The 25555-nt window shown below is 64.0% G+C and carries 29 protein-coding genes and 1 pseudogene; 9 read left to right on the forward strand and 21 right to left on the reverse strand.

The genetic code is table 11. The features are described from left to right. The first annotated feature begins 53 nt into the window (after positions 1 to 53). The gene (locus AAIL68_RS10890; protein WP_347139801.1) at positions 54 to 506 is read left to right on the forward strand and encodes a hypothetical protein; all 453 of its coding nucleotides are present in this window, start codon (positions 54 to 56) and stop codon (positions 504 to 506) included. Positions 507 to 1316: 810 nt separating this feature from the next. Here the strand turns inward: AAIL68_RS10890 and AAIL68_RS10895 are convergent. From AAIL68_RS10895 to AAIL68_RS10905, 3 genes and pseudogenes are all read right to left on the reverse strand, one after another. Then, positions 1317 to 2182: pseudogene (locus tag AAIL68_RS10895) on the reverse strand (IS481 family transposase). Positions 2183 to 2439: 257 nt separating this feature from the next. Further along, positions 2440 to 3306 carry a glycosyltransferase family 2 protein gene (locus AAIL68_RS10900; protein WP_347139802.1) on the reverse strand — a complete coding sequence of 289 codons (867 nt, stop codon included), beginning with the start codon at positions 3304 to 3306 and terminating at the stop codon, positions 2440 to 2442. Further along, positions 3303 to 3908, reverse strand: coding sequence for a hypothetical protein (locus AAIL68_RS10905; protein WP_347139803.1), 606 nt, complete (start codon positions 3906 to 3908; stop codon positions 3303 to 3305). Before AAIL68_RS10905 ends, AAIL68_RS10900 begins: the two co-directional genes overlap by 4 nt. Before the next feature lie 182 nt (positions 3909 to 4090). Between AAIL68_RS10905 and infC the strand changes: the two genes are divergently transcribed. Beyond that, entirely contained in the window at positions 4091 to 4630 is a 540-nt protein-coding gene (gene infC / locus AAIL68_RS10910; RefSeq protein ID WP_347139867.1) for a translation initiation factor IF-3, read from the forward strand. 67 nt (positions 4631 to 4697) lie between these two features. Here infC and AAIL68_RS10915 read toward each other — a convergent pair whose 3' ends face one another. Next, on the reverse strand, positions 4698 to 5015 hold the full coding sequence (locus AAIL68_RS10915) for a TM2 domain-containing protein (protein ID WP_347139804.1): 318 nt from the start codon (positions 5013 to 5015) through the stop codon (positions 4698 to 4700). A gap of 76 nt (positions 5016 to 5091) precedes the next feature. Further along, the gene (locus AAIL68_RS10920) at positions 5092 to 6348 is read right to left on the reverse strand and encodes a DVUA0089 family protein (RefSeq protein ID WP_347139805.1); all 1257 of its coding nucleotides are present in this window, start codon (positions 6346 to 6348) and stop codon (positions 5092 to 5094) included. Positions 6349 to 6531: 183 nt separating this feature from the next. Here AAIL68_RS10920 and pheT point away from each other — a divergent pair, with 183 nt between their 5' ends. Further along, positions 6532 to 8919 (forward strand): phenylalanine--tRNA ligase subunit beta, encoded by a 2388-nt coding sequence (gene pheT, locus AAIL68_RS10925; RefSeq protein ID WP_347139806.1) that lies wholly within the window; start codon positions 6532 to 6534, stop codon positions 8917 to 8919. 135 nt (positions 8920 to 9054) lie between these two features. Here the strand turns inward: pheT and AAIL68_RS10930 are convergent, their stop codons facing one another. The 7 genes from AAIL68_RS10930 to AAIL68_RS10960 form a co-directional block, all read right to left on the reverse strand. Then, positions 9055 to 9270, reverse strand: coding sequence for a ribbon-helix-helix domain-containing protein (locus AAIL68_RS10930; protein ID WP_347139807.1), 216 nt, complete (start codon positions 9268 to 9270; stop codon positions 9055 to 9057). A gap of 10 nt (positions 9271 to 9280) precedes the next feature. After that, complete coding sequence (locus AAIL68_RS10935) at positions 9281 to 9472, reverse strand: DUF4169 family protein (RefSeq protein WP_347139808.1); 192 nt, start codon at positions 9470 to 9472, stop codon at positions 9281 to 9283. A gap of 70 nt (positions 9473 to 9542) precedes the next feature. Then, on the reverse strand, positions 9543 to 10937 hold the full coding sequence (gene fumC / locus AAIL68_RS10940) for a class II fumarate hydratase (protein WP_347139809.1): 1395 nt from the start codon (positions 10935 to 10937) through the stop codon (positions 9543 to 9545). 80 nt (positions 10938 to 11017) lie between these two features. After that, on the reverse strand, positions 11018 to 11962 hold the full coding sequence (locus tag AAIL68_RS10945; protein ID WP_347139810.1) for a dihydrodipicolinate synthase family protein: 945 nt from the start codon (positions 11960 to 11962) through the stop codon (positions 11018 to 11020). A gap of 3 nt (positions 11963 to 11965) precedes the next feature. Beyond that, positions 11966 to 12808 (reverse strand): transglutaminase family protein, encoded by an 843-nt coding sequence (locus AAIL68_RS10950; protein WP_347139811.1) that lies wholly within the window; start codon positions 12806 to 12808, stop codon positions 11966 to 11968. Further along, positions 12808 to 13230, reverse strand: coding sequence for an OsmC family protein (locus tag AAIL68_RS10955; protein ID WP_347139812.1), 423 nt, complete (start codon positions 13228 to 13230; stop codon positions 12808 to 12810). The genes AAIL68_RS10950 and AAIL68_RS10955 overlap by 1 nt, the downstream gene beginning before the upstream one ends. Positions 13231 to 13296: 66 nt before the next feature. Continuing rightward, on the reverse strand, positions 13297 to 14454 hold the full coding sequence (locus tag AAIL68_RS10960) for a deoxyguanosinetriphosphate triphosphohydrolase (RefSeq protein ID WP_347139813.1): 1158 nt from the start codon (positions 14452 to 14454) through the stop codon (positions 13297 to 13299). A 75-nt stretch (positions 14455 to 14529) separates the two neighbouring features. On the opposite strand from AAIL68_RS10960, the gene AAIL68_RS10965 reads away from it, so the two are divergent. After that, entirely contained in the window at positions 14530 to 14853 is a 324-nt protein-coding gene (locus tag AAIL68_RS10965; RefSeq protein ID WP_347139814.1) for an iron-sulfur cluster assembly accessory protein, read from the forward strand. Here the strand turns inward: AAIL68_RS10965 and AAIL68_RS10970 are convergent. Further along, positions 14845 to 15489, reverse strand: a complete 645-nt coding sequence (locus AAIL68_RS10970) for a hypothetical protein (protein ID WP_347139815.1) — start codon at positions 15487 to 15489, stop codon at positions 14845 to 14847. The two genes, AAIL68_RS10965 and AAIL68_RS10970, sit on opposite strands and share 9 nt — an antisense overlap. 64 nt (positions 15490 to 15553) lie before the next feature. Between AAIL68_RS10970 and xth the strand changes: the two genes are divergently transcribed. Beyond that, positions 15554 to 16339, forward strand: coding sequence for an exodeoxyribonuclease III (xth, locus tag AAIL68_RS10975; protein WP_347139816.1), 786 nt, complete (start codon positions 15554 to 15556; stop codon positions 16337 to 16339). On the opposite strand, the gene AAIL68_RS10980 is transcribed toward xth, so the two are convergent. Continuing rightward, positions 16336 to 17223, reverse strand: a complete 888-nt coding sequence (locus AAIL68_RS10980) for a cation diffusion facilitator family transporter (RefSeq protein ID WP_347139817.1) — start codon at positions 17221 to 17223, stop codon at positions 16336 to 16338. The two genes, xth and AAIL68_RS10980, sit on opposite strands and share 4 nt — an antisense overlap. 82 nt (positions 17224 to 17305) lie before the next feature. On the opposite strand from AAIL68_RS10980, the gene AAIL68_RS10985 reads away from it, so the two are divergent. Beyond that, positions 17306 to 17668 (forward strand): YnfA family protein, encoded by a 363-nt coding sequence (locus tag AAIL68_RS10985; protein ID WP_347139818.1) that lies wholly within the window; start codon positions 17306 to 17308, stop codon positions 17666 to 17668. Between the two features lie 4 nt (positions 17669 to 17672). On the opposite strand, the gene AAIL68_RS10990 is transcribed toward AAIL68_RS10985, so the two are convergent. Together AAIL68_RS10990 and AAIL68_RS10995 are read right to left on the reverse strand one after the other, a co-directional pair. Further along, the gene (locus AAIL68_RS10990) at positions 17673 to 18014 is read right to left on the reverse strand and encodes a hypothetical protein (protein ID WP_347139819.1); all 342 of its coding nucleotides are present in this window, start codon (positions 18012 to 18014) and stop codon (positions 17673 to 17675) included. Positions 18015 to 18138: 124 nt separating this feature from the next. Beyond that, positions 18139 to 19875, reverse strand: coding sequence for an extracellular solute-binding protein (locus AAIL68_RS10995; protein ID WP_347139820.1), 1737 nt, complete (start codon positions 19873 to 19875; stop codon positions 18139 to 18141). A 390-nt stretch (positions 19876 to 20265) separates the two neighbouring features. Between AAIL68_RS10995 and AAIL68_RS11000 the strand changes: the two genes are divergently transcribed. Continuing rightward, positions 20266 to 21048, forward strand: coding sequence for a 3-hydroxybutyrate dehydrogenase (locus tag AAIL68_RS11000; RefSeq protein WP_347139821.1), 783 nt, complete (start codon positions 20266 to 20268; stop codon positions 21046 to 21048). A gap of 34 nt (positions 21049 to 21082) precedes the next feature. On the opposite strand, the gene AAIL68_RS11005 is transcribed toward AAIL68_RS11000, so the two are convergent. Then, positions 21083 to 21466 carry a host attachment protein gene (locus AAIL68_RS11005; RefSeq protein ID WP_347139822.1) on the reverse strand — a complete coding sequence of 128 codons (384 nt, stop codon included), beginning with the start codon at positions 21464 to 21466 and terminating at the stop codon, positions 21083 to 21085. Between the two features lie 47 nt (positions 21467 to 21513). Continuing rightward, complete coding sequence (locus tag AAIL68_RS11010; RefSeq protein ID WP_347139823.1) at positions 21514 to 22716, reverse strand: pyridoxal phosphate-dependent aminotransferase; 1203 nt, start codon at positions 22714 to 22716, stop codon at positions 21514 to 21516. Positions 22717 to 22807: 91 nt separating this feature from the next. On the opposite strand from AAIL68_RS11010, the gene AAIL68_RS11015 reads away from it, so the two are divergent. Both AAIL68_RS11015 and AAIL68_RS11020 read left to right on the forward strand, forming a co-directional pair. Then, positions 22808 to 23098, forward strand: a complete 291-nt coding sequence (locus tag AAIL68_RS11015) for a succinate dehydrogenase assembly factor 2 (RefSeq protein ID WP_347139824.1) — start codon at positions 22808 to 22810, stop codon at positions 23096 to 23098. Between the two features lie 128 nt (positions 23099 to 23226). Further along, positions 23227 to 23727, forward strand: coding sequence for a MarR family transcriptional regulator (locus AAIL68_RS11020; protein ID WP_347139868.1), 501 nt, complete (start codon positions 23227 to 23229; stop codon positions 23725 to 23727). Positions 23728 to 23742: 15 nt separating this feature from the next. On the opposite strand, the gene AAIL68_RS11025 is transcribed toward AAIL68_RS11020, so the two are convergent. The 3 genes from AAIL68_RS11025 to AAIL68_RS11035 all read right to left on the reverse strand — a co-directional run bounded on the left by AAIL68_RS11025 (position 23743) and on the right by AAIL68_RS11035 (position 25555). Then, entirely contained in the window at positions 23743 to 24171 is a 429-nt protein-coding gene (locus AAIL68_RS11025; RefSeq protein WP_347139825.1) for a VOC family protein, read from the reverse strand. A 67-nt stretch (positions 24172 to 24238) separates the two neighbouring features. Next, positions 24239 to 24718: a dihydrofolate reductase gene (locus AAIL68_RS11030; protein WP_347139826.1), complete on the reverse strand. Its 480-nt coding sequence runs from the start codon at positions 24716 to 24718 to the stop codon at positions 24239 to 24241. Positions 24719 to 24721: 3 nt separating this feature from the next. Next, positions 24722 to 25555, reverse strand: a complete 834-nt coding sequence (locus AAIL68_RS11035; RefSeq protein WP_347139827.1) for a thymidylate synthase — start codon at positions 25553 to 25555, stop codon at positions 24722 to 24724.

A 25555-nucleotide genomic window follows, 5' to 3' on the forward strand; every position in this document is an offset into this window, starting at 1 on the left:
AATAGTCTGTAGAACCCCCGATCTCATCGCTTGCGGTGCGGGTATCCAGATGATTGCCCGAGCCGTGGACCACCGACAACGCCCAAGCCGCGGCGAGTGGCGACGTGGTCGGCGGCACGGCGTTCTTCTTTGCCCAAGACGAGAACGTGCAGGCTTTCGACTGGCTGTTCGTAGACGAGGTGGGGCAGGTGGATATGAACGCGCTGCGCGCAACATCGTGTTGGTCGGAAACCCGCGCCAGTTGTCCCAAGTCATTCAAGGGCCGCATTCTGAGCCGGCGAACCTCTCCTGTCACGACTGGATGCTGGGGGATCATTCGACCGTCCCGCCTGACCGCGGCATCTTCCTGCTCGTTTTTGCGTCGAATGCATCCAGAGGTCTGCAGATTCATCTCAGATCAGGTCTATGAAGGGCGCATGGCGAGCCATCCTGACGCCGAGGGACAGGGTTGTGACTGGCACGTGCTTTTCAGGAGCGTGAGCCTTTTGGCCGCCTGTGTCGCATGATGGCAAGGCGCAGAGCACCATCGAGGAAATCGCCGTGATCCGGACAGCCACAGCCGAACTGCTGCAGGGTACATGGACTGACAAGGGCGGCACCACGCGCCCACTGCGTGTAAGCGACCTTATCGTCGTTGTCCCCTACAACGCGCTGGGGATGCGCTGCCAAGGGGCATTCGCGTCGGTACGGTGGACAAGTTTCAGGGTCGGGAAGCGCCGGTCTGCCTGATGTCGATGACCGCCCCATCGGCCGAGGAAACCTCTCGCGGGATGGAGGTCCTGTTTTCGCTCAATCGTATCAACGTGGCTGACTCACGAGCAAAGGGCTGGCGTTGGTGTTCGGCAGCCCAAGTCTGCGCGAAGCGAAATGTGACGCCGTCGAGCAGATGCGGTTGGCCGTGACCGGATCCAGGCGTTCGGCAGAGTCACCGGCGAGTATTTCTATGAGTCGGATGCTCCCTTCCATTTAGACGAAGCCCGGCATCCTAATCTTCCACGGAATTGATAGCGTCCATGTCATCGATACGAAGTGGAAGCGCATCTCGGCCCATATTGATGATTGCAAGCAAGGGGGTATCACAAAGCGACATATATCAGATGATGGCCTACGCTCATCTCTACAAGGCGCCTTGCTTATTGCTGCTCTATCCTCACCATGTGGGACTCGGTGACAGGGAGGGTATTCAGGCTTGGTTTCGTATCATGGACCAGAGCACAGTACTGGAAATTGCAAGTGTCGACGTGGTAAGGGAAGAAACATGTTGAACGTCTGAGGAGCAGAATTCTCTGTTTGCTGGGGATGTCTATATCTCTCAACTAGCTGTTCAGTCCCGGCATCTGGTGGATCGGATTGACGATGAATCTGTCTGGCTCTGACGTCCAGACCTTGCAGATGTATTCGTAGGGCGTGAGGCCGCTCAGCGTCTTGAGCCGACGGGCGAAGTTATAGGCTGCGATGAAGTCGTCGAGGTGCGTTCTCAGCTGATCGTGATTGTCGTAATGAAAGCGCTTGACGGTCGCCTCCTTGATCGTGCGGTTCATCCGCTCGACTTGGCCGTTGGTCCAGGGATGCCTTACCTTCGTCAGCCTGTGCTCGATCCCATGCCCGCGGCACACGCGGCCAAAGATGTGCTCGAAGGCGGTCGTGTCGCAGCTCCGGTTTGCGAACTGTATGCCATTGTCGGTCAGCACCTTATGGAGCCGGTAGGGAACTGCGGCAATCAGGCCGCGCAGGAACTGGGCTGCAGCCGTCTTGCCGGCCTTCTGGACAAGGCGGACAAAGGCGAACTTGCTGGTTCGGTCAATCGCCACAAAGAGATACAGCTTGCCCTCGGCGGTCTGCACCGCCGCGATGTCGATATGAAAAAAGCCGATGGGGTAACGCTTGAACTTCTGACGTTTCGGCTTGTCGCCATTGACGTCAGGCAGGCGCGACATTCCATGCCGCTGCAGGCGACGGTGCAGGCCGGGCGTGTCGGATGGGGGAGGGACGGCTGCAGGGCATAGAGGCAGTCGTCCAGCGGCAGCAGCGTGTGGCGCCTGAACGCCACGACCATTGCTTCTTCCTCCTCGGTCAGCACCGTTGAACGAGGCTCCTTCGGCCCGGTCTTCAGGTCTGCGGCCGTGGCCCGCTTGCGCCACTTCGCCACCGTCTTCGGATTGATTCCCAGCTCCCGGCTCAGCGTCGCGCGCGAAGCTTGCGACCATTCGGGCCGACCCTCGGACCGGTGGCGGGCCAGCCCTCATTATTGCAGCTCGGATGGCGTGCGTGGTCGGGGCGCTTCGGGACGGACTTGTCCCATAGGGCATCCTTCCATTCCTGAGAAAGGATCGCACCATCAAACCAGGGGACCGAACAGCTAGTTGAGGGCAGAGCCCAAGGCCAAAGGTGAAGAAGGTTAGACAGTAGACCCGTTTCCTCCGCCATCCTGCTTGCAGATCAGAACCACTGGCCTGGTTCCATCAGCCCCAGATCCATCAGTTGCTGCGCCTGCCACTGGAACGGTTCCGAGTTCCGCCACCGGAAGCTGCCGATGGCGTCGCGGGAGCCCGGATTGCTGGCAAGCGCCTTGGCCGTGCGGAACGAGGTGATGGCGGCGGTCAGGTTGTGGTGCCACGGGCAGGAATAGGTGTTGTATTCGGGAATGTTGAAGCGGTGATCCGCTTCGATGCGCAGGTTCGGTGCGGCGCGGAACAGGGCGATGCGGTCGATCCTGCGGCTTGCCGGGGGAACGTGCTCCTCGAACCGCCAGCGCAGGCCGCCGTGGAAATCGAGTTGCCGTTCCAGCGGGCCAGCGGGCCCTTTTCGGCCCAGGGCGAAATAGCCCGCGCGGTCGAGCATGGCATCCGTCAGGCTGACGGCGTTCGGATTGCGGGAAAGATCGGGCGAATACAGATCGACCACATAGGTCAGCATCGCCTCGCGCCGTTCTTCGGCATGGAAGGCCAGCATTTCCCCGACGCTGCGGGTTTCGGCAAAGGGGAAGAACAGAAATTCGGCGTTGTAGCAATAATAAAGCCAGGTTCCCGTGGGCACGGCGGCCAGGACCGCGTTGACGGCTTCCTGGTGGGCATGGGCGCGCCGTGTGTTCCAGTGCAGGCAGGTGACGCGCTGCGCCAGATCATCGGGCAGGGGGATCGGATCCGGCGACAGGGCCAGGATGTGGCGGAAGCCGACCTGCACGTGATGGCGCAGGGTCTCGGTGACAGCCGCGTCATCCTCGACCAGAACGATGGCGATCGGGCCGCGCTTCAGGGCGCCGGGCCGGGACTTGAGAAAACCGGCCAGGGGCGGATGGGCGGTCACGGCATCACAGCCTTGACCTGGTCAAGCGCCTGGCGCAGCAGTTCGGGGTTGGTGCCCGCAGTCTCGACCAGGCGCTTCAGCGTCGCCTTCTGGGTGTCGCTGATGGCGGCGGCGTCGATAATGCGGGCGACCTGGGCCGCGTCGAAGCCCTCGGGCGTCAGCAGGGACTGGATCTGCGTGGCGGCGACGGCGGCGCTTGCGGCCTGGTCGGTGGCCACGGCGGCGTCGGTGGCAGCCATTGCTGCCTCCTCGGCCGCTTGAACGGGGGCGGCTGTGCTGACAGCAGTTGCGGCGGCCTCGGCGGCGCGGTCGGCGGCGGTCAGTGCGGCTTCGGCGGTGGCCTCGGCCTGGGCGGCGGCATCGCTGACGGGGGCGACGCCAGCCTGTTCCGAGGTCTGGGCGGCTTCGGCCGCGACATCGGCAGCAACGGCTGCAGCGTCGGCGGCGGCATCAGCCGCGGCCTCGGTCGCCTCGGTCACGGCGGGGGGCGTGGTCGGGGCCGCCACGGGCGCTTCGCCGACAGGCGGCCGAGCCTCTTGCCAGATCCACCAGCCACCCACGCCCAGAAGCAGAATCACGATCGCGGCCAGAAAAATACGCATGGGGGTTCCTGAAAAAGATCGATTTGCCGCCAGCTATGGCATAGCCAGGAGGTGTGGAAAAGGCGGCGGGCAGGGTGGCAGATGCGCCTGCCGGGCAATTCACCCATCAAATCCGGTTGAATCATGGCGCCTTGACGCTTATTTTCCATCCATTCCGATTTGGCCATCCAAGGAGCATCGCCATAGCCCGTCGACCGCATAACGCACCGCCCACCCGCGACACCGGACCCCGTGTGAATGAACGCATCCGCGTGTCCGAAATCCGCCTGATCGGCCCTGATGGAGAGAATGTCGGCGTCGTGCCGCCTTCGGTCGGGCTGCAGATGGCGCAGGACGCCGGGCTGGATCTGGTCGAAATCTCGCCGAACGCAACCCCGCCGGTCTGCAAGGTCATGGACCTCGGCAAGTTCAAGTACGAACAACAGAAGCGCGAGGCCGAGGCCCGCAAGAAGCAGAAGATCATCGAGGTCAAGGAGATCAAGTTCCGTCCGGGGACCGATACCCATGACTATGACGTGAAGATGCGTTCCGTCATGAAGTTCCTGGGCGAGGGCGACAAGGTCAAGGTCACCCTGCGCTTCCGGGGGCGCGAGATGGCCCACCAGGATCTGGGTCTGGAACTGCTGAACCGCGTCAAGGACGACGTGGGCGAGGCCGGAAAGGTCGAATCCATGCCCAAGCTGGAAGGCCGGCAGATGGTCATGATGATCGCGCCGAAATAATCCGGTCCGTCAGATCAGGGAAAGGCCGCGCGGCAGGTGCCGCGCGGCCTTTTTCTTACCAGCTTTCTTACCAGCGGCCCGCCATCAACCGCTGCCGGATCACCGCTTGGTCGTTGCGGATCATGCCGGGGATCAGGAACAGGTCGATGACTGCCCAGACCCAGACAAAGGCCAGCGGAATCCATCCGATCAGGATGGGCGCGGTCAGCATGCCGATGCCGGACAGGACCAGCATGACGATGCCGCTGGCCCAGCGGCCCAGATACATGCGATGCACGCCCAGGCCCCACAGCAGGATCGCCAGCAGATAGGCGACCAGCTGCGATTTCGATTCGTTCGCGACGCGCTGCTCGATCAGCAGCTGTTGCTGGATAGTGTCGGCCAAGAGCCTCTCCCTCAGGTCGGGCGGATCAACCGCCCCTTCGCAGGATAGATAGGAACTGCGGGTCTTCGCGCAAGGATCACTCGGTCCGAAGGAAGCGTTCGAACATCAGGCCGATGGGGCGGACCGGGCCGGCGCTGCCGTCGTTGCGGCTGACATCGACGACGCCCAGGTGATAGCGGCCCGGCTCCAGCAGGACCGGCCCCAGGCGCGAATCCGTGCTGCCGTCCACGTCGTCATTGTCGGCCTTCAGCGCGCCCGAGCTTGCGAACAGCACCAGCCGGGGATCGGCCCCCGCAAGCGATCCATAGGCGCTGACGATAAGCACCGTGGGCTGGTCCAGGTCAAAGCCCAACCATTGCGCGGCGCCGTCATGCAGAACCACCGTCTGCTTCTGCTGCGTCAAGTCCAGCGCCTGGATCGGATAGCTGCCATCGGCCGGAGGGTTCAGTTCGCCCTTGCGATAGGCGTTGCGCAGGAAGGTCTGGGGATCCAGTTTTTCAGCGCTGACGGTCAGTTCGCCTGCCGCCGATCGCAAGGCGGCGACGCCCATGCAGTAATCACCGGCGGCCAAGGTGGAAACGAAATCCAGCCGCGCGTTCAACCCGTCGGCGTCGTCATTTTCTCCGACCAGGTTGCCTTGGGCGTCGAACAGCTTCAGATGGGGGTCGAGCGTTTGGCTGGACGCGCGCAGCGTCACTGGCATCGCCTGCAACAGGGTAAAGCGGTAATAGCCGACCTGGGTGCCGTCCTGCTTCGCGCTGATCGGGCCTTGGGCCAGCCGTTCGTCAATGGCGCCCTCGGCCAGGGATGCCGCCGGAGTGTCGGGGGTGCAGGCGGCGATCTCGCTGCCTCCGCCGCCCTCCTCGTTCAGCAATGCGGCCTGTTCGGGGCGCGACACCTGCACGGTCGCGGCCAGGTCGCTTTCGCCGACCGAGCGAACCGCGACGCAATAAACCCCAGGGCCGACCGAGGTTTCCAGCCGCGAGTTGAGCGATACCGGCGTGTCGTCGTTTTCCGCGATCATGTCGCCATCTTCGGTCAGCAGCGAGATCGCGGGATCGCCGTCATCCGTGCGGGCCTCGACGCGCAGGGCCTGGTTTGGGGCCGTCGTGCGGAAAGCCAGCATGGCCGGCTGCCCGCCCGCGATCTGGACCGGCGCGGACAAGGCGGCATCGGCGGTCGAGATATCCTGCCCTGCCTCATCCTCGGCCAGCCACTGGACCTCTGCAACGCCGCAGACCTGCGGCGCGGGGGCCTGCTGCGCAAGGACCGGCGAACAAAGGGCCGAGGCTATGGTCAGGCCGGCAGCGAAGGAAAGGCGGAACAAGGGCACGATAAGCTCCATGAATGGGTGCGCAGAATGGGCGGACTGTGGCACCGGCATGAGGGATAAACAATCGCCTGCCGCCGAAACACGCCGCTTTGCCGGGCAAAATCGGGCTTGACGCTTGACCATCGCGCGCCGGAACGGTTCAAGGCAGGCAAACGCCACACGTGCGAACCGGAAAGCTGCGTCATGAAGTTCACCCTCTCCTGGCTCAAAGAGCATCTCGACACGACCGCCACCCTTGCCGAAATCACCGAGGCACTGACCGACCTGGGGCTGGAGGTCGAGGAGGTCCGCGATCCGGCCGCCAAGCTGAAGGCCTTCACGCTGGCTCGCGTGCTGCAGGCCGAACAGCACCCCGACGCCGACCGCCTGCGCGTCTGCCGCGTGCTGACGGATGAGGGCGAGAAGCAGATCGTCTGCGGCGCCCCGAATGCGCGCGAGGGGATCACGGTGGTTCTGGCCAAGCCCGGCGACTATGTGCCCGGCATCGACGTGACGCTGGGCGTGGGCAAGATCCGCGGGGTCGAGAGCCATGGCATGATGGCCTCCGAGCGCGAGCTTGAGTTGTCTGATGAGCATAACGGCATCATCGAATTGCCCTCGGGCGAGGTCGGGCAGCGCTTCGTGGACTGGCTGTCCGAAAACGCGCCCGAGAAGGTGGATCCAATGATCCACATCAAGATCACGCCGAACCGCCCTGACGCGCTTGGTGTTCACGGCATCGCCCGCGATCTGGCGGCGCGCGGGCTTGGGGTGCTGAAGCCGGTCAAGGATGTTACGGTCGAAGGTCGTTTCGCCAGCCCCATTACCGTCACCATCGACCCCGCGATTGCCGGCAAGGCGCCTTATTTCGCGGGCCGCTTGATCCGGGGCGTCAGGAACGGCGCTTCGCCGGACTGGCTGCAGCAGCGCCTGCGCGCCATCGGGTTGCGACCCATCAACACGCTGGTGGATATCACCAACCTGTTCACATATGACCTGAACAGGCCGCTGCATGCCTTTGACATGGCTAAGGTTTCAGGCAACCTGCATGTCCGCCCCGCCGCCGCCGGAGAGGAGATCCTGGCCCTGGACGGCAAGACCTATGCGCTGCCTGAAGGGGCAATGGTGATTGCCGATGTCAACGGCCCCGAAAGCATCGCGGGCATCATGGGGGGCGAGCATTCCGGTTGCGACGACGCGACGACCGAGGTGTTCCTGGAAAGCGCCTACTGGGATCCGATCGCCATCGCCACGACGGGTCGCGCGCTGAAGATCAACAGCGACGCCCGCTATCGCTTCGAACGCGGCGTCGATCCGGCCTTCACCCGTCCGGGGCTGGAGCTTGCGACGCAGATGATCCTGGATCTGTGCGGCGGAGAGCCCTCCGAGGTGGTCGAGGCCGGGGCGGTGCCGGATACCGAGCGCGCTTATCGCTTGGATACCGCCCGTACCGCCAGCCTGGTCGGCCTGGACATTCCGGCCGATGAACAGCGCGCCACGCTGACCGCGCTTGGCTTCCGCATGGACGGCGACATGGCGCATGTCCCATCCTGGCGCCCCGACGTGCTGGGAGAGGCCGACCTGGTCGAGGAAATCGCCCGCATTGCCAGCCTGACCAAGCTGCAAGGCCAGCCCCTGCCGCGGCCGCGTCCCGGCGTGCCGAAACCTGTCCTGACGCCCCTGCAGGTCCGCGAAAAGGCGGCTCGGCGGCAGGCGGCGGCGCTTGGCTACAATGAATGCGTGACCTACAGCTTCATCGACCGCGCCTCGGCGGAACTGTTCGGCGGCGGAGCGGATGCGGTCCGGGTCGAAAACCCGATCAGCAGCGAGATGACCCATCTGCGCCCCGACCTGCTGCCCGGCCTGTTGGCCGCCGCAGCCCGCAACCAGGCGCGTGGTTTCTCTGACCTGGCGCTGTTCGAGCTTGGGCCGGTCTTCGCGGGCGGCGAACCGGGCGAGCAGGCCACGCAGATCTCGGGCCTGCTGGTCGGCAATACCGCGCCGCGCGATCCCTTCGGCAGCCGCCGCAAGGTCGATCTCTATGACGCCAAGGCCGATGCCGAGGCGGTTCTGGCGACCATCGGCGCCCCCGTCAAGGTGCAGGTGAACCGCAAGCTGGATCCCTGGTGGCATCCGGGCCGCGCGGGCAATATCGCACTTGGACCGAACGTGCTGGCGACATTCGGCGAGTTGCACCCCCGCATCCTGCGCGCCATGGACGTGAAGGGACCGGCCGTCGCCTTCACCGTCAAGATCGCGAACGTGCCCTTCCCGAAGGTGAAGACCGCCACCCGGCCTGCGCTTGTCATCTCGGAACTGCAGGCCGTCGAACGCGACTTCGCCTTTGTGGTGGACCCGCAGGTCGAGGCGCTGACCCTGGTCAATGCCGCCGCCGGTGCCGACAAGGCGCTGATCGACAGCGTCACGGTCTTCGACCAGTTCACCGGGCTGGAGGGCGGCAGGAAATCCATCGCCATCACCGCCCGCCTGCAACCCCGTGACAAGACCCTGACAGACGCGGAAATCGAAGCCGTGAGCCAGAAGATCATCGACAAGGTGCAAAAGGCGACCGGCGGCACCCTGCGCGCCTGATCTCCTGCCTTGGACCTTAAATATCCTCGGGGCTTTCGAGCGCCCGGAAAAAGGTCCAGTGGACCTTTTTCAGCGAGGAAGGGGCCGGCAGGCCCGAGCGGGGGCTAAGCGCCCCCGGCCGTCGCGGGACGCAAATCAGCGCGACCTCAGTTCCGCGACCACGAACAGCCGCAGCGCCGTGGCCAGCCCCACTTCGGGCGGGCGGGCGTGGTCGATCTGCCCGATCAGCTGCGCCCGCGTAATGCCGCGCGCCTTGGCGGCGTCCCCAATGCCGCGCCAGAAGGCTTCCTCCAGCGACACCGAGGTGCGGTGACCGTCGATCGTCACCGACCGTTTCAGGGGCGGGGTCATGGGGGGTAGGTCAAGCATCGTCGGGGGCATCCTCACGGCGATGCGCCTCATGCGCCCGCGCGACGCGATCTGCTTCCGCATTGCGTGCCTGACGCAAGGGCTTCGCCTCGCCGAACCGAGCTGCATTTGCATCGCCAGCCGCGCGTTTCGCATCGCGGCCGCGCTGCTTGCGGGCCTGCCGCAGGTTGATGATCTTCGTCATGCGGATCCCATGAAAAAGGCCGGGGAGCGGTCATTCTACCGCGCCCCGACCCGATCAGGTCAAGCGGCGTTCAACCTTTCGGGCCGATCATGTCCTCGGGACGGACGACGCGGTCGAAGGTTTCGCCATCCACCAGCCCCAGGTTGATCGCTTCCTCGCGCAGGGTGGTGCCGTTCTTGTGCGCGGTCTTGGCGACCTTGGTGGCGTTGTCATAGCCGATGGTCGGCGCCAGCGCCGTCACCAGCATCAGCGATTCCTTCATCAGCTTGTCGATGCGCGCGACATTGGCCTGGGTGCCGACCACCATGTTGTCGGTGAAGGATCCGGCCGCATCGCCCAGAAGCTGCATCGACTGGAGGACGTTATAGGACATCATCGGGTTGTAGACGTTCAGCTCGAAATGCCCTTGCGACCCGGCAAAGGTCACGGCGGCGTCATTGCCCATCACATGCGCGCAGACCATGGTCAGCGCCTCGGCCTGGGTCGGGTTGACCTTGCCCGGCATGATGGACGAACCGGGCTCGTTCTCCGGCAGGATCAACTCGCCCAGGCCGGACCGCGGGCCCGAGCCCAGCAGGCGCATGTCGTTGGCGATCTTGAACAGCGAGGCCGCGACCGTCTTCAGCGCGCCCGAGAAGAAGACCATCGCGTCATGCGCGGCGAGGGCCTCGAACTTGTTGGGGGCAGTGACGAAGGGCAGGTTGGTGATCTTCGCGATCTCCGCCGCGATGGCGGTGTCCCAGCCTTTCTTGGTATTCAGCCCCGTGCCGACGGCGGTGCCGCCCTGGGCCAGCTCATAGATGTCGGTCAGCGCCAGCTTCACCCGCTCGATGCCCTTGGCGACCTGATGGGCATAGCCCCCGAATTCCTGGCCCAGCGTCAACGGCGTCGCATCCTGCGTGTGGGTGCGGCCGATCTTGATGATGTCCTTGAACTCCTCGGACTTCGCCACCAAGGCCTTGTGCAGCTTTTCCAGGCCGGGGATCAGCGTGTCGCGGGCGACCATCCCGATGGCGACATGCATCGCGGTCGGGAAGGTGTCGTTGGACGACTGGCCCATGTTCACGTGATCATTCGGATGGACCGGCTTCTTCGAGCCCAACTCACCGCCCAGGATCTCGATGGCGCGGTTCGAGATCACCTCGTTCGCGTTCATGTTCGACTGCGTGCCTGACCCGGTCTGCCAGACGACCAGCGGGAAGTTGTCGTCGAACTTGCCCTCGAAGACCTCGGTCGCGGCCTGTTCCATCGCCTTGCCAATGCCGGGGTCCAGGTCGCCATTGGCCTGGTTCACGCGTGCCGCAGCCAGCTTGATCGCGCCAAGCGCGCGGATGATCGCCACGGGCTGGCGTTCCCAGCCGATCGGGAAGTTCTGGATCGAGCGCTGCGTCTGCGCGCCCCAGTATTTGCTGGCGTCAACCTCCAGCGGGCCGAAGCTGTCAGTCTCGGTGCGGGTCTTGGTCATCGGAAGGCTCCCTCGCGGTTTGGCGCGGTTGTAGCCGCCGCAAGAGAGATAGGCAATCGGTATGCAAAGGTATGCCGATTCTAGACGGTGACTAGTGCATCCATGGCTTGACGCAAGGCACTGTCATGGGCAGCAGGCAATGGCAGGATCGGGCGCGGGGGCTGTGCGTTGGTTAGACCCAGCAGGTTCGCTGCCCGGTGAACGGTGCGAAAGCTGCTGGAAGCCTTGAACAGTGCCCACATCGCCTCGAAGGCTTTGTCGATGCGGGCGGTTTCAGGCGCGTCGCCCGACTGCGCGGTGCGGAGAAGGCGCAGCATCTCGGCGGGCCAGGTTCCGGCGGCTACGCTGTAGAAGGCATCCGCCCCTGCCAGCATCGCAGGGGCGCAGCCCCAATCGCCGCTGTACCCGATGGAAAAGCCGTCGGGCAGGGCCGCGCGCAGGTGGGCGATTTCGGCCGCGAAATCGCCGTTGGCGGGCAGGGGCATCTTGACTGCCCGGATGGCCGGAATGGCCGCCAGCCGTGTCAGCAGACCCGTGGTAAAGGTGAAATGCGTGGTCGTCGGATTGTTGTAGATACAGATCGGCAGATCGCTGGCTTCGGCAATCGCGGCGTAATGCGCAAAGACCTCATCTTCCGTCAGCGGGGTGTAGGAAACCGGCGCCACCAGCAGGGCATCGGCGCCGCTGGCCGTGGCATGGCGGGCCAGGGCCTGTGCCACATCCGTGCGCAGGGCGCCAACGCCGACGATGACGGGTACCTGCCCGCCGATTTCGTCCACGGCCAATTCGGTCGCAGCGTGCCGCTGGTCAGGGTCCAGATAGGCATAGCCGCCGGTGCTGCCAAGGATGCAGACCGAATCAACCTGTGCATCCGCCGCCCGCCGCAGGATTCTGCGCAGGTCGGGCTGAAGGACGCGGCCGTCCGCATCGGCCGGGGTGATCGGGAAGGCGGAAAGGCCTTGGAAGGGGTGCATGGGATCCTCGCTGGTCTGGCGCAGATGGCCATGGGCGAGCGGCAATGGCAAGGATCAGGCGAACAGCATCCCGTCCAACTCGTTCCCCGCCTCATCGACCGGATGGCACCAGACGCGGAAGCCCGGCAGCGTATGCGGGCCGAAGGTGTTGATGAGGGGAACGTCGGCGGCATCCATGCCCCGCGCGACCACAACCCGGCCGATGCGGCGCTGGTTGTTGCGGGGGTCGAAGGTCCACCACTTGCCGCCCAGGAAAACCTCGATCCAGGCGGCGAAGTCCATCGGCGCATCGACAGGGGGCACGCCGATATCGCCCACATAGCCGTTGACGTAACGCGCCGGGATGTTCAGCGCGCGCAGATAGGCCAGCGTCAGATGGGCGAAGTCGCGGCAGACGGCCACGCCATCGCTGCGGGCGCTTGCCGCCGTGCGGAACTGCGAGGCCAGCTTGTAGTCGAAGACCATGCTGCCGTTGACGTGATCGACGATGTGCTGGACCCGGTTCCAGCCCGGCGCGACATGGCCGAACAGGGCCCAGGCCTCATCGCTGACCAGATCCGTCTCGACATAGCGGGAGGCGGTCAGGAAGCCCAGAACCTCGGGCGGCAGTGCTTCGACCGGCCATTCGGGGGCGTTGAAGTCGGCCTCGTCACGCGTGCCGGGGTCGTTGACGGTGATGTCGCTATACAGCGTGAACGTCCCCGCCGGCGCCACCATGCGCCGGCAGATATTGCCGAAGCGATCCACATAGTTTTGGACCGGAACCGAGGGAGTCGTCCTGAAATCCTCGGGAGAGACGTAATCCCGATGCCGCGCCGTTTCAGGGGTGGTCATGCTGATCAGCGGCGTGGGCTGCGGCACCTCGATCGTCATCTCGTGCCCGATCCGAACGCGCATCAGGCGACCGTCGCGTCCATGGTGACCTCGGCGTTCAGCAGCTTGGAAATCGGGCAGCCCGCCTTGGCTTTCTGCGCCAGCTCCTCGATCCGCGCCTTGTCGCCCTCAGCCGAGATGCGGGTGACCAGATGCGCCTTGGTGACGCTGAAGCCCTCGCCGTCCTTTTCCAGCGTGATCTTCGAGGTCGTCTCGATCGAGATGTTGCCGATGCCCGCGCCCGACAACTCGTTGGACAGCGCCATGCTGAAGCAGGCGGCATGGGCCGCGCCGATCAGTTCCTCGGGGTTGGTGCCGGGCTCATCCCCAAAGCGCTTGTTGAAGCCGTAGGCAACGCCGTTCAGGGCGCCTGATTCAGTCGATACCGTGCCCTTGCCATCCTTCAGCCCGCCTTGCCATTCGGCCGATCCGCTGCGCGTGAACATGCCTTGTCCTCCTTGCGTTCATGCTCTCGCACGTCGAACGCCGGGCGCAAGCCTTCGGTTCAGATATCAGCGGTCGGGGAACAGCCGCTGATGTTCCGCGATGGCAAAGCGGTCAGTCATGCCTGCGACGTAATCAAGAACGACACGCGCGCATTGGGTTTCATCCCCCGCATCCCTGGCGACCTGGCACCAGTGTTCCGGCATCTGCGACGGGTCGTGCAGGAACAGCGGGAACAGGTCGTTCAGCATCGCCGTGACGTTTGTTCGCTCCACCACGACCGAGGGCGCGCGATACATGCGCGTGAACAGGAAGGACTTGATCGCCTTGATGTTCTGGTAAAGCGGCTTGGAAAAGCGGATGATCGGCCCGTCCATGTCGCGGATTTCCTGCGCTGACTGCGGCTGCAGCCCGGCCAGACGGTTCTGGGCGACGGCGATCACATCCTCGACCATGACGCCGAAGACGCGGCGCAAGGCCTCGTACCGGCGGCGGGTGGGGTCGAGGCCGGGATAAAGCCGGTCCACCTCGGCAAAGGCGGGGCCCACGACGGGAAGTTCGGCCAGTTCGTCCTCGGTGAACAGTTCGGCGCGCAAGCCGTCGTGCAGGTCATGATGGTTGTAGGCCACATCGTCCGCGACAGCCGCGACCTGAGCCTCGGCGCTGGCATTGGTGTGCAGTTCCAGATCCCAGTCGGCGTTCACCTCGGCCAAGGCATAGGGCAGGGGGCCGGTGACGGGACCGTTATGCTTGGCGATGCCCTCCAGTGCCTCCCAGGTCAGGTTCAGGCCGTCGAAATCGGCATAATGCCGTTCCAGGCGGGTGACGATCCGCAAGGCCTGCGCATTGTGGTCGAACCCACCATAAGGCTGCATCAGCGCGGCAAGCGCGTCCTCTCCGGTATGGCCGAAGGGGGGATGGCCGAGATCATGGGCCAGGGCCACGGTTTCGGCCAGATCGGTGTTCAGGCCAAGTGCGCCCGCGATGGTGCGGGCGACCTGCGCGACCTCGATGGTGTGGGTCAGGCGGGTGCGGAAATAGTCGCCGCGATAGGCCTCTCCGTCGTGCTCGACAAAGACCTGGGTCTTGTGCTTCAGGCGGCGGAAGGCCGAGGAATGGATGATCCGGTCACGGTCGCGCTGCCAGGGGCTGCGGAAGGTGGACATGCGCTCGGGGTGCAACCGCCCACGGCTGGCGTCGGGATGGCAGGCATAGGGGGCAATCACAGGAGCAGGGCCTTCCTTGCAACAGGTGCGTTGAACCCTATATTTAGGCACTGCCGACGAAAACGGGAACGCCCCATGAACCTGCCGCCCAAAGTCACCGAACGCGCCTTTGCCCGCCTGGCCGAGATCAACGATTCGGGCGAGGTCCGTCCCCTGCGCGTGGCCGTCTCTGGCGGCGGCTGTTCCGGCTTTCAGTACGACATCCGCCTGGACCAGGCCGAGGCTGACGATCTGGTTCTGGAAGGCGGCGGTCAGAAGGTCGTCGTGGACCCGGTGTCGCTGCCATACTTGGCCGGTGCCGTCATCGACTTTGCCGACGAACTGATCGGCGCGCGTTTCGTGATCGACAACCCGAACGCATCCAGCAGTTGCGGCTGCGGCACATCCTTTTCAATCTAACGGGCAGACCCGGCTGCGGGCGTCCAGTTCCGTCTCGATCCGGCGCAGGCCGGGGGCGGGCAAGCGGTTGAAGTCGCTGTGCGGGAAGGTGTCGAAGTCGTCGCGAAGATCCTGAAGGCCCGGCGCCGGCAAGAGGTTCAGCGCCTCGCGATCCTCGTCTCGCGTGTCGATCTCGGTCGTCAGGGTCAGGGCCTGGCACAGGTCCAGCGGCCCTGCGGACACGACCTGCATCTTTCCCTCGCGCTCGATCAGCCGGATGATATAGCCGTGCTTGCGCGCCACGCTGGCACCGAAGGTCATCGGCTTTTCCACCCTGGTCCATTCGGTCTGCGGGCCGAACAGCGCCTCCTCTCCCTGCCAGTCGCGGCCATGGGCGAAGCGGACATTCCATGTGCCGGGCGGGACCAGCAGGCGGAAGAAGGTGCCGCCGTGGATATAGCCCGCCATCACCGGCTCGCCTCCGTCCACTGGTGCCAGGAAGACGACATAATCCTGCTCCGGCATCGTCCTGACGACCAGCGGCAGGGTCGCGGGCAGGCCGCTGCGGTTCCACATCAGCCCTGCGCGCGGACGATCTTGGGCGAAGGCTGGCAGGGCCAGGATGATCATCAGCAACAGGGCGAACAGGCGGCGCATCGGGGGATGGTAACAGGACGCGGCCTTGGTTGCCAATCACTGCGGTCTTGCTAATGATGTGGCCATGAAAATCGCGACATTCAACATCAACGGCGTCAAGGCCCGCATCCAGGCGCTGACCGACTGGCTGGCCGGATCGGCGGCCGATCTGGTCGTCCTGCAGGAAATCAAGTCGGTGGACGAGGCCTTCCCCCGGTCCCATTTCGAGGATCTGGGCTGGACCGTCGAGACCCACGGGCAAAAGGGCTTCAACGGCGTGGCGATCCTGTCCCGGCTGCCGCTGGAGGACGTGACCCGCGGCCTGCCGGGCGACGATGCCGACGAACAGGCCCGCTATATCGAGGCGACCGTGGTGGGTGCCACCGCCGTCCGCATCGCGGGGTTGTACCTGCCCAACGGTAACCCGGCGCCAGGGCCGAAATACGATTATAAACTGGCCTGGATGGAGCGTTTGCGCCAGCGCGGGCTGGATCTGCTGGCCAGCGAGATGCCGGTAGTGATGCTTGGCGACTTCAACATCATCCCTGAACCGCGCGACGCGAACCGTCCACAGGCCTGGGCCGAGGACGCGCTGTTCCGGCCGGAAAGCCGCGCGGCCTTCCGGCGGATCGTCAACCAGGGCTGGACGGATGCGGTCCGCATCCGCGACCCCTGGTCCACGCGCGGGCCGTTCACCTTCTGGGACTATCAGGCCGGATCGTGGAGCAGGGACGACGGCATCCGCATCGACCACCTGCTGCTGTCCCCGCAAGCTGCCGACCTGCTGGTCGAAACCGGCATCGACAAGGAAGCCCGCGCGGGCGAAAAACCCAGCGACCACGTTCCCGTCTGGGTGCGCCTGGCGGCCTAGAGTACCAGAACGCCCGAATGCTTGGCCTTGTGTTCGGGTTCGACATGGATGGTGATCTGGGCATCGTCCAGCTGCTTCTTCAACGCAGCCTCGATCCGGTCGCAGATCGCGTGGGCCTGGGCGACGGGGGTGTCGCCATCCACGACCAGGTGGAAGTCGATGAAGGTCATGCTGCCCGCGTGGCGCGTGCGCAGGTCATGCGCCTCGATCGCGCCATCCGCATGGTCTGAAATCGTCGCGCGGATCTTTCGCAGAATATCGTCGGACACGGCCCGGTCCATCAGCCCGCCCAGTGAGGCCGACATGACCTTCCAGCCGGACCACAGGATATTCACCGCGACCAACCCTGCCAGGATCGGATCCAGGATCGGATAGCCCGAGAAGACCGCGAGGGACACGCCGAGGATCACCCCGCCCGAGGTCACGACATCGGACAGCAGATGTTGCCCGTCGGCAAGCAGGGCGGGCGATTTCAGCCGGCGGCCCTGCCGGATCAGGACAAGGCACCAGAACGCGTTGATGCAGCCCGCGAAGGCGTTGATCAGCAGCCCGTTGACGGGGGCGTCCATCGGCTGCGGATTGCGGATGCCGCTATACGCTTCCTCCAGGATCAGCAGCGCCGCCACGATGATCATCACGCCTTCCAGCACGGCCGACAGGAACTCCGCCTTGTGATGGCCGTAGGGATGGCTTCGGTCGGCAGGGCGCTGCGCGATGCGGATGGCGATCAGCGCGGCCACGGCGGTCGCGACATTGACCGTGCTTTCCAGGGCGTCCGACAACAGCGCGACCGATCCGGTCATGTGCCAGGCCAGGGTCTTGAAGCCAAGGACCATGATCCCGACGACGATGCTGCCCAAGGCGATCTTGATGGTGCGATTCATCGCGACGGTCCTTTGCGTCATGGCCCTCCCGTCGGGCGGCATCTGACAGATTGCGCCCCTAGTTGCAACTGGAAAGGCGCCGATGGACGCAGCCTCGGGGCATGGCTATGAGGGCGGGATGCAGAGCCTTGCCCTCTACCTTGCCGCAGCCCTTGCCGAAATCGCCGGCTGCTTTGCGTTCTGGACCTGGTTCCGGCTTGGCCGGTCGGCGCTGTGGCTGGCGCCGGGAATGGCGTCGCTGGCGCTGTTCGCCTGGCTTCTGTCGCTCAGCCCTGCCGATCAGGCAGGGCGGGCCTACGCGGCCTATGGCGGCGTCTACATCGCCGCGTCACTTCTGTGGCTGTGGCTGGCCGAAGGGCGGCGGCCCGACCCTTGGGATCTGCTGGGCGCGGCGATCTGCCTGGCGGGCGCGGCCCTGATCCTGTGGGGGCCGCGCGGCGCCTGAGGCGTCAGTCGTCGCCGTCGTTGGGATATTCGTCATCGTCCCCAAAGCGGGCGTCGTCGGCATACTCGTCCTCGCCCTCGTTGACGTATTTGCCGCTGAGCGCGATGGAATGGTTGTCATGCGTGGGATCCATGACCACGTCCGACGGGATCTCTCCGGCCAGCCATTCGCGCACCTCCTCGCGGATCTCGGACGCTTCCTGGCCGGTCGCCTCGGCCAGATAGGCGACAAAGGCGCGCTGATCGCCGTCGATCTCGTCCAGGTCCGTCTCGTCCACCTCGGGCCATTTTTCCACGATGGCCTCGTAGAAAGCGGACCAGTTTGATTGCACGTGCTGCCATTTCATCAGTATCCGCCTCCCATCGACGATTGTGCCCAATTCGCAATGCCGGTGATGTCTTCTCCGACGCCTGCGACCGTATTGCAGCCAGCCAACACCATGCAGGCCAGCAGCGTTCCAATCACTGCTCTCATTCCTCTGCCTCCTGCCACCACAGCTCGGGCATGAAACCCGGCCAATCTCCGTAAAGTGGCGTTGTTTGAGAAGGATACCGCAGGTCCGCAGCATGAGCCAGCCGCGAAACCGGCGAGAACCCGACCGGTATCACGTAACGCCCTGCGGTCAGGATTCGATCCAGGGCCCGGACGGCTGCGGTGAAATCGGCGGCCGTTTGCGAATTGACCATGGCGGCGATCACCGCTTCGGCAGCAGGGCTTTTCATGCCCATCCAGTTGCGGCTGCCCGGCTGGTCGGCTGCGGCCGAACCCCAGTAAAGCAGTTGTTCATTGCCTGGCGACAGCGACAGGGCGCGTTCATACCAGGTCATGTCGAACTGGAATTCGTTGGTCCGCTGCACGAACTGCGCCGAATCCAGCAAGGTGATGCGCGGCTGCATTCCCAGGTTGCGCAGGGCCTGCACATAGATGTCGGCAATCTGCTGGGTTTCCGACGCCGTGCGCATCGCGGTGCCCGACTGGTTCAGCAGGATTTCGAAGGCAAAGGGGTGGCCGTCAGCGTTCTGCAGCACGCCGTCGCGAACCGTCCATCCGGCGTCTTCCAGCAGCTTGATGGCGCGGCGCAGGGCGGCGCGGTCCAGGGCGCGATCCGATCCTTCGGGCAGGGAATAGCCTTCGATGGTGCCGGGCGGCAGCTCGGCTGCGAAGGGCTCCAGCAGCTCCGCCTCGTGCCCCGTCGCGGGGACGGGCTGCATCGCCAGATCCGAGTTGGCGAAATAGGAGGTGATCCGCCGGTCCTTGCCGCCGTTCAGCGTGGCGTTGATGAAGCGGAAGTTGAAGGCCTCGATCATGGCCTGCCGCACACGCCAGTCGGCGAACAGCGGGTTGCGGGTGTTCATCACCAGACCCATGATCCCCGACGGTCGGCCATTCGGGATCTCGGACTTCACGGCATCGCCGCGTTGCATCAGCGGAAAATTGTATTCCTGTTCCCACTTCAGCGCGGACAGCTCGCGCCAGACGGTGACCTCGCCCGCCTTGAAGGCCTCGAACATCGCGTTGGCATCGCCGAAATAGTCATAGCGGATGGTGTCCAGGTTGTTGCGCCCCCGGTTTACTGCCAGATCCTTGCCCCAATAGTCGGGATTGCGCCGGAAGGTAATGGAACGACCGGGATCCACGCGGTCCACCACATAGGGACCGGAGCCGACCGGCACCTCCAGGCTGGAAGCCGCGAAGTCCTTCCCCTCCCACTGGGCCTTCTTCAGGACCGGGCGCATTCCCATCAGCATCGGCAGTTCGCGGTCTGCTTCAGTAAAGGCGATGCGCAGGCTGCGTTCCCCGGTCTGCTCGATCTTCGCCACCTTGGTCCAGACCGCATGATAACGGGGGTGTCCCTGTGTCCCCAGCACCTCATAGGACCAGATTACATCCTCGATCGTGACGGGGGAGCCGTCCGAGAAACGCGCTTCGGGGCGCAGGGTGAATTCGACCCATGAACGGTCCGGCGCGACCTCGACCGACTGGGCCAGAAGGCCATACAGGCTGAAGGGTTCGTCCAGGGACCGATACATCAGCGTTTCGGTCACATGGACGCCTACTGCGTACGCAGCATTGCCTTTCAGCACCCAGGGTTTCAGCGAATCAAACCCCCCTGGTTCGGCCAGACGAATCGATCCGCCCTGTCGCGCGTCCGGGTTGACGTAAGGCAAAGCGGTGAATCCGTCAGGTAGCGCCGGTTCCCCATACATGGCAAGGGCGTGGGCCGGTTCGGCGCCAGCCGAAAGCGGCAATGATGCAACACCTAAAAAACCGCAGTAAATCAGACACAAGACCTGAAGAATCTTGGAATTGTTAAGGTTTCTTAAGAATTTCATCGCCCGTCCGCTCGTTTTTCTTCTTTTCGATACAAATTCAACTGCCTCGAATGAAGATCGTCAATGGCAGGTCAAACTTCTTCGTTGGACTCTGGCGGGCATTGGCGTATAAATACCTTACTGCTCGATAGGTTTCTTGCCTGTATGAAACCTGCCTCATGACTAGCGCCCGCCTTGTGCGGGCGTTTTTTTTTTCCCATGCTGCACCTGCAAACCGGGCCGGGACCACGCCCGGCGGTGACGGACAACAGTCGTGGAGGGGTGATGTTCGAAAGATTTCTTGCAGGTAAGACGGCTATCGTGACGGGTTCTAACTCGGGCATCGGGCTTGGCGTGGCGCATCGCTTGGCAAAGGCCGGCGCGGACATCGTCCTGAACAGCTTCACCGACCGGGACGAGGATCATGCCCTGGCCCAGAAACTGGCTGAGGAACATGGCGTAAACGTCCGTTATATCATGGCGGACATGTCAAAGGGCGACGACTGCCGCGCGCTGATCGACAAGGCGGGCCGTTGCGACATCCTTGTCAACAACGCAGGGATCCAGCATGTCGCGCCCATCCCCGACTTTCCCGTCGCCAAATGGGACGCGATCATCGCCATCAACCTGACCTCCGCCTTCCATACGACCGCCGCAGCGCTTCCGGTCATGCGAGAGGCAGGCTGGGGCCGGATCGTCAACATCGCGTCGGCACATGGACTTACAGCCAGTACCTATAAATCGGCTTATGTCGCCGCGAAGCACGGCCTTGTCGGTTTCACCAAGGTGACCGCCCTTGAAACCGCACGCGAGCCGATCACCTGCAACGCTATCTGCCCCGGCTATGTCCTGACGCCGCTGGTCGAGGCGCAGATCCCCGACACGATGAAGGAATACGACATGACGCGCGAGCAGGTGATCCAGAACGTCATGCTGGAGCGGCAACCGTCAAAGGAATTCGCCACGGTCGAGCAGATGGGGGACACCGCCGTCTTCCTGTGCAGCGATGCGGCGGCGCAGATAACCGGCACGACCATCAGCGTGGATGGCGGCTGGACGGCGCTGTAGATGACGAACGCCGCCCGACAGGGCGGCGCGTCAGTCAGGCTAGCGCGTCCTCTATGGCGCGCAGGTCGGAATTGGACAGGTTCTTCGCCACTTCCTTGCGCAGGCGGAACTGCAGTTCCTTGTGATAACGCTTGCGCAGGATGCCCAGGGTCGAAGGGTCGGCGATCACCGCGATGTCGTCGAACTTGTGCTTCAGCGCCATCGCGTTCAGGTGATCGGCCAGCCGCGCCGCAAAGGGTTCGGCATCCTCGGCACCCAGGCCGATGTCGGGGTCGCCATCGCCCGGCTTCGGCTGGTTCAGGCTTTCGGGCGTGATCCGCTCGGCCTCGGTCAGTTCGATTCCGTGCCTGGCGCTGTTGCGAAACAGTGTGGCCGAATGGCCGTCGGCAACGACGACCAATGCGTTATGGGGCAGCATTTCTATCTTCCTTCTGCCTGTTGCGGATCAACGCAGCGGCATAAGGGTCAGTTGCACCCCTCGCAAAAGCGGCGAATCCGCGACACGGCCTCGGTCAGTTGTTCGTCGCTTGCGGCGTAGGAGATGCGGAAATGCGGCGACAGGCCGAAAGCCGCGCCAAAGACCACCGCGACGCCCGTCTCCTCCAGCAGGGCATTGGCGAAGGCTTCATCGTCAGCAATGACCGTCCCGGCGGCCGAGGTCTTGCCGATCATCCCCTTGATCGACGGATAGACATAGAACGCCCCCTGCGGGACCGGACATTCGATGCCGGGGCAGGCGTTCAGCCCGGCCACCACCAGGTCGCGCCGCCGCTGGAACACCGCGCGGCTTTCGGTAACATAGTCCTGCGGCCCGCTCAGCGCGGCCTCGGCGGCGTACTGGCTGATCGAGCAGGGGTTCGAGGTGGACTGCGACTGCAGCTTGGCCATCGCCTTGACCAGCGATTCGGGCGCCGCGCCATAGCCGATGCGCCAGCCGGTCATGGCATAGGACTTGCTGACGCCGTTCATGGTCAGCGTGCGATCCTTCAGCCGGGGCTCGACCTGCGCAGGGGTCACGAACTCGAATCCGTCGAAGACCAGATGCTCATAAATGTCGTCCGTGAGGCACCAGACCTGCGGATGGCGCAGCAGAACATCGGTCAGCGCCTGCATCGCCGCCCGGTCATAGCCCGCGCCCGACGGGTTCGACGGCGAGTTCAGGATCAGCCACTTGGTGCGCGGCGTGATCGCAGCCTCCAGTGCCTCGGGCGTCAACTGGAAGCCTTGCTCCAGGCCGCATTCGACAATGACCGGCGTTCCGCCCGCCAGCAGCACCATGTCGGGATAGCTGACCCAGTAGGGCGCCGGGATGATGACCTCGTCCCCTTCGTCCAGGGTCGCCAGCAGTGCGTTGAACAGGATCTGCTTGCCGCCCGTGCCGACGGTGATCTGCGAAGGGGCGTAATCCAGCCTGTTTTCCCGCGCGAACTTGTCGCAGATCGCGCGCTTCAGCGATGGCGTCCCATCCACGGCGGTATATCGCGTATGGCCCGCGTCGATGGCAGCCTTGGCGGCTTCGCGGATATGAAGGGGCGTGTCAAAGTCGGGTTCGCCCGCCGACAGGCTGATGATGTCGCGGCCTTCCGCATGCAGGGTGGCCGCGCGGGTGGTCATCGCGATGGTGGGCGAAGGCTTGATCCGGGACAGGCGGTCGGACAGAAAACCCATGAAGCGGCCTCGGCGGTTTGAATGGTGTCGCCGCATGGCTTATGCTGCGCGGGCTGGAACGACAAGCACGGCGCCGTGGAAGGACCGACGAATGACCGAGACTGCCGAAATCCGCCTGCGCCGCCTGAAGATGCGAAGCTGGCGACGCGGGATGAAGGAAATGGACCTGATTCTGGGGCATTTCGCCGATGGCCCCTTATCCGAACTGTCGCCTGAAGATCTGGACGCCTACGAGGCTGTCCTGACCGAGAACGACCAGGATCTTTACCTGTGGGTCACGGCGCGCGTGAATGGCGGCAGCAATCGCGGGCCTGATGGGAGTGCCGCGATCCTGGACAAGATTGCCGATCATGCGGCGGAACGGTTGAGGCCGGTTCGCTAAAATTTTCTGCAATCTCTGGCAGAAGTTGCCTTGCATTAACTGAAGATTTTGGATTTTGCGGCAATGCTGCGGTCATGACGAACAAATCAGGACCGCGAGACGCCATGATTTCCCCTGCGCCGCGCGATATGCGCCCCCAAGCCGACGTTCAGGCCCTGCCCGACCTGGCCGACACGACCGAGGCTTATCTGGAATCCCTGCAACTGCTGGAACGTCTGCACCGGCTGATGCTGGATCTGGTCAAGGACGAATTCGAACGCCTTGGCCAGCATGACCTGACCCCTGTGCAGGCGATGATCCTGTACAATCTGGGTGCGGCCGAGGTGTCGGCGGGTGAGCTACGATCCCGCGGCATGTATCAGGGGTCGAATGTCAGCTATAACCTGAAGAAGCTGGTGACGATGGGCTATGTCCATCACGAACGCAGCGACATGGATCGCCGTTCGGTCCGGGTGAAGCTGACGGAAGAAGGCCAGGTCATCCGCGACATGGTCCATCGCCTGTTCCTACGCCATTCCGAGGGGCTGGCCATGTCCGGCGTGCTGGAAGACCCGCCCCTGGAGCAGGTGAACATGCAAAGCCGCCGGATCGAGCGGTTCTGGCTGGAACAGATCCGCTATATCTACTGACCAGTGGCGGCAGATTTACCAGTGGCCGGTGTTTTCCATGCTGGCCCAGGGTTCCGCCGGCGGCAGGTGGTTGCCTTCCTGCAGCAGCTCGATCGACACATTGTCGGGGCTGCGCACAAAAGCCATGTGCCCGTCCCGCGGCGGACGGTTGATGGTGACGCCCGCGTCCATCAGCTTCTGGCACATTTCGTAGATATTGCCGACGCGATAGGCCAGGTGGCCGAAATGGCGACTGTCCGAAGGCAGACCCTCATCGCCGTCCCAGTTGTAGGTCAGTTCGACCGGGCATTCCGGCTGGCCCGGCGGGGCCATGAAAACCAGCGTGAAGCGGCCCTTGTCGTTGTCGATGCGGCGCGTTTCCTCCAGCCCCAGCAGCTTGAAGAAGGCCATGGTCTTGTCCAGATCCTTCACGCGGACCATCGTGTGCAGATAGCGGATATTCACGGAGATCTCCTTGTCTTGCCGCAGATTGCCGCCAGCTTGGCACGGCGCGCAGTGGGGTGCAAACCGCCTAGCGGCGGCGCAGGTATTCGAACAGCACGCAGGCAGGGTCGGCAGGGCGCAGCGGGACGGAGTCCAGGCAATCCCATTCGTTTGCGTCAAAGGCCGGAAAGAAAGCGTCGGCGCCCGGCACGGCCAGATCGACCTTGGTCAGCAGCAGCCGGTCCGCCAACGGCAGCAACGCGCGATAGATGCCCGCCCCGCCGATGCCATAGACGCGACGATAGCCCGCCTGATAGGCATGATCGACAGCCTTTTCAGGCGAGGGAAAGACTTGTTCGGTGATCGTCAGATCGGACGATACCACCAAATTCAAGCGGTTCTTCAATGGTTTGAAAGGCAGACTGTCCCATGTCCGGCGGCCCATGATGACCGCGCCGCCGGTTGTTTCCCGCTGGAAGAAGGCCAGATCCTCGGGCGCGTGCCAGGGGATGTCGTTGTCCTTGCCGATGGCGCCGTTGCGGTCGCGGGCAGCGATCAGAGTCAGCATGAGTCAGACCGCCACCGGGGCCTTGATGGCCGGATCAGGGTCATAGTTCAGCACCTCGAAATCCTCGAAGCGGAAGTCGAAGATGGACTCGACCTGCCGCCGCAGGCGGATCTGGGGCAGGGGCTTCGGGGTTCGCGCAAGTTGCGTGCGTACCTGATCCAGGTGGTTCAAATAGATATGCGCGTCACCGATGGAGTGGATGAAATCCCCCGGCTCATACCCCGTCACATGCGCCAGCATCACCTGCAGCAGCGCATAGGAGGCGATGTTGAACGGCACCCCCAGGAACATGTCCGCCGACCGCTGATAAAGCTGCAGATGCAGCTTTCCAGATAGGATCCGCACCTGCCACAGCGTATGGCAAGGCGGCAGCGCCATGTCGGGCACATCGCCGGGGTTCCAGGCCGAGACGATCAGGCGGCGACTGTCCGGCGTCCTGCGGATCGCATCCACCAGTTCGGCGATCTGATCGACATGGCCCGCGAAAAACAGCGGTCGCCCGTCAGCATCCAGCCCGCTGGGCACCAGCTTCGGGAAATGCCGCCATTGGCGGCCATAGACCGGACCCAGGTCGCCGTTCTCGTCCGCCCATTCGTCCCAGATCGAGACGCCGTTTTCCTGAAGATAGCGGATGTTCGTATCGCCCGACAGGAACCACAGCAGTTCGTGGATGATCGACTTCAGGTGCAGCTTCTTGGTCGTGACCAGCGGAAAGCCCTCGCCCAGCGGGTAGCGGCATTGCAGCCCGAAATGGCTGATCGTGCCCGTCCCTGTCCGGTCGGTGCTCTCACATCCCTGTTCCAGAACCGTCCGCAAGGCATCGTGGTACTGCCGCAT

Source organism: Paracoccus sp. SSK6, from assembly GCF_039770665.1.
GTDB lineage: Bacteria > Pseudomonadota > Alphaproteobacteria > Rhodobacterales > Rhodobacteraceae > Paracoccus.

What these genes read in the sequence shown, in the direction of transcription:
- xth (WP_347139816.1), top strand. Translation starts at nt 15,554, where the DNA reads ATGAAAATCGCGACATTCAACATCAACGGCGTCAAGGCCCGCATCCAG.
- AAIL68_RS11005 (WP_347139822.1), bottom strand. Translation starts at nt 21,466, where the DNA reads ATGCTGCCCCATAACGCATTGGTCGTCGTTGCCGACGGCCATTCGGCC.
- AAIL68_RS10990 (WP_347139819.1), bottom strand. Translation starts at nt 18,014, where the DNA reads ATGAAATGGCAGCACGTGCAATCAAACTGGTCCGCTTTCTACGAGGCC.
- fumC (WP_347139809.1), bottom strand. Translation starts at nt 10,937, where the DNA reads ATGACCAAGACCCGCACCGAGACTGACAGCTTCGGCCCGCTGGAGGTT.
- AAIL68_RS10905 (WP_347139803.1), bottom strand. Translation starts at nt 3,908, where the DNA reads ATGCGTATTTTTCTGGCCGCGATCGTGATTCTGCTTCTGGGCGTGGGT.
- AAIL68_RS11015 (WP_347139824.1), top strand. Translation starts at nt 22,808, where the DNA reads ATGACCGAGACTGCCGAAATCCGCCTGCGCCGCCTGAAGATGCGAAGC.
- AAIL68_RS11000 (WP_347139821.1), top strand. Translation starts at nt 20,266, where the DNA reads ATGTTCGAAAGATTTCTTGCAGGTAAGACGGCTATCGTGACGGGTTCT.
- AAIL68_RS10955 (WP_347139812.1), bottom strand. Translation starts at nt 13,230, where the DNA reads ATGTTCACGCGCAGCGGATCGGCCGAATGGCAAGGCGGGCTGAAGGAT.
- AAIL68_RS11030 (WP_347139826.1), bottom strand. Translation starts at nt 24,718, where the DNA reads ATGCTGACTCTGATCGCTGCCCGCGACCGCAACGGCGCCATCGGCAAG.
- AAIL68_RS10985 (WP_347139818.1), top strand. Translation starts at nt 17,306, where the DNA reads ATGGACGCAGCCTCGGGGCATGGCTATGAGGGCGGGATGCAGAGCCTT.
- AAIL68_RS10930 (WP_347139807.1), bottom strand. Translation starts at nt 9,270, where the DNA reads ATGACCCCGCCCCTGAAACGGTCGGTGACGATCGACGGTCACCGCACC.
- AAIL68_RS10980 (WP_347139817.1), bottom strand. Translation starts at nt 17,223, where the DNA reads ATGAATCGCACCATCAAGATCGCCTTGGGCAGCATCGTCGTCGGGATC.
- AAIL68_RS11010 (WP_347139823.1), bottom strand. Translation starts at nt 22,716, where the DNA reads ATGGGTTTTCTGTCCGACCGCCTGTCCCGGATCAAGCCTTCGCCCACC.
- AAIL68_RS10970 (WP_347139815.1), bottom strand. Translation starts at nt 15,489, where the DNA reads ATGCGCCGCCTGTTCGCCCTGTTGCTGATGATCATCCTGGCCCTGCCA.
- AAIL68_RS10935 (WP_347139808.1), bottom strand. Translation starts at nt 9,472, where the DNA reads ATGACGAAGATCATCAACCTGCGGCAGGCCCGCAAGCAGCGCGGCCGC.
- AAIL68_RS11035 (WP_347139827.1), bottom strand. Translation starts at nt 25,555, where the DNA reads ATGCGGCAGTACCACGATGCCTTGCGGACGGTTCTGGAACAGGGATGT.
- AAIL68_RS11020 (WP_347139868.1), top strand. Translation starts at nt 23,227, where the DNA reads ATGCGCCCCCAAGCCGACGTTCAGGCCCTGCCCGACCTGGCCGACACG.
- AAIL68_RS10950 (WP_347139811.1), bottom strand. Translation starts at nt 12,808, where the DNA reads ATGCGCGTTCGGATCGGGCACGAGATGACGATCGAGGTGCCGCAGCCC.
- AAIL68_RS10965 (WP_347139814.1), top strand. Translation starts at nt 14,530, where the DNA reads ATGAACCTGCCGCCCAAAGTCACCGAACGCGCCTTTGCCCGCCTGGCC.
- pheT (WP_347139806.1), top strand. Translation starts at nt 6,532, where the DNA reads ATGAAGTTCACCCTCTCCTGGCTCAAAGAGCATCTCGACACGACCGCC.
- AAIL68_RS10995 (WP_347139820.1), bottom strand. Translation starts at nt 19,875, where the DNA reads ATGTATGGGGAACCGGCGCTACCTGACGGATTCACCGCTTTGCCTTAC.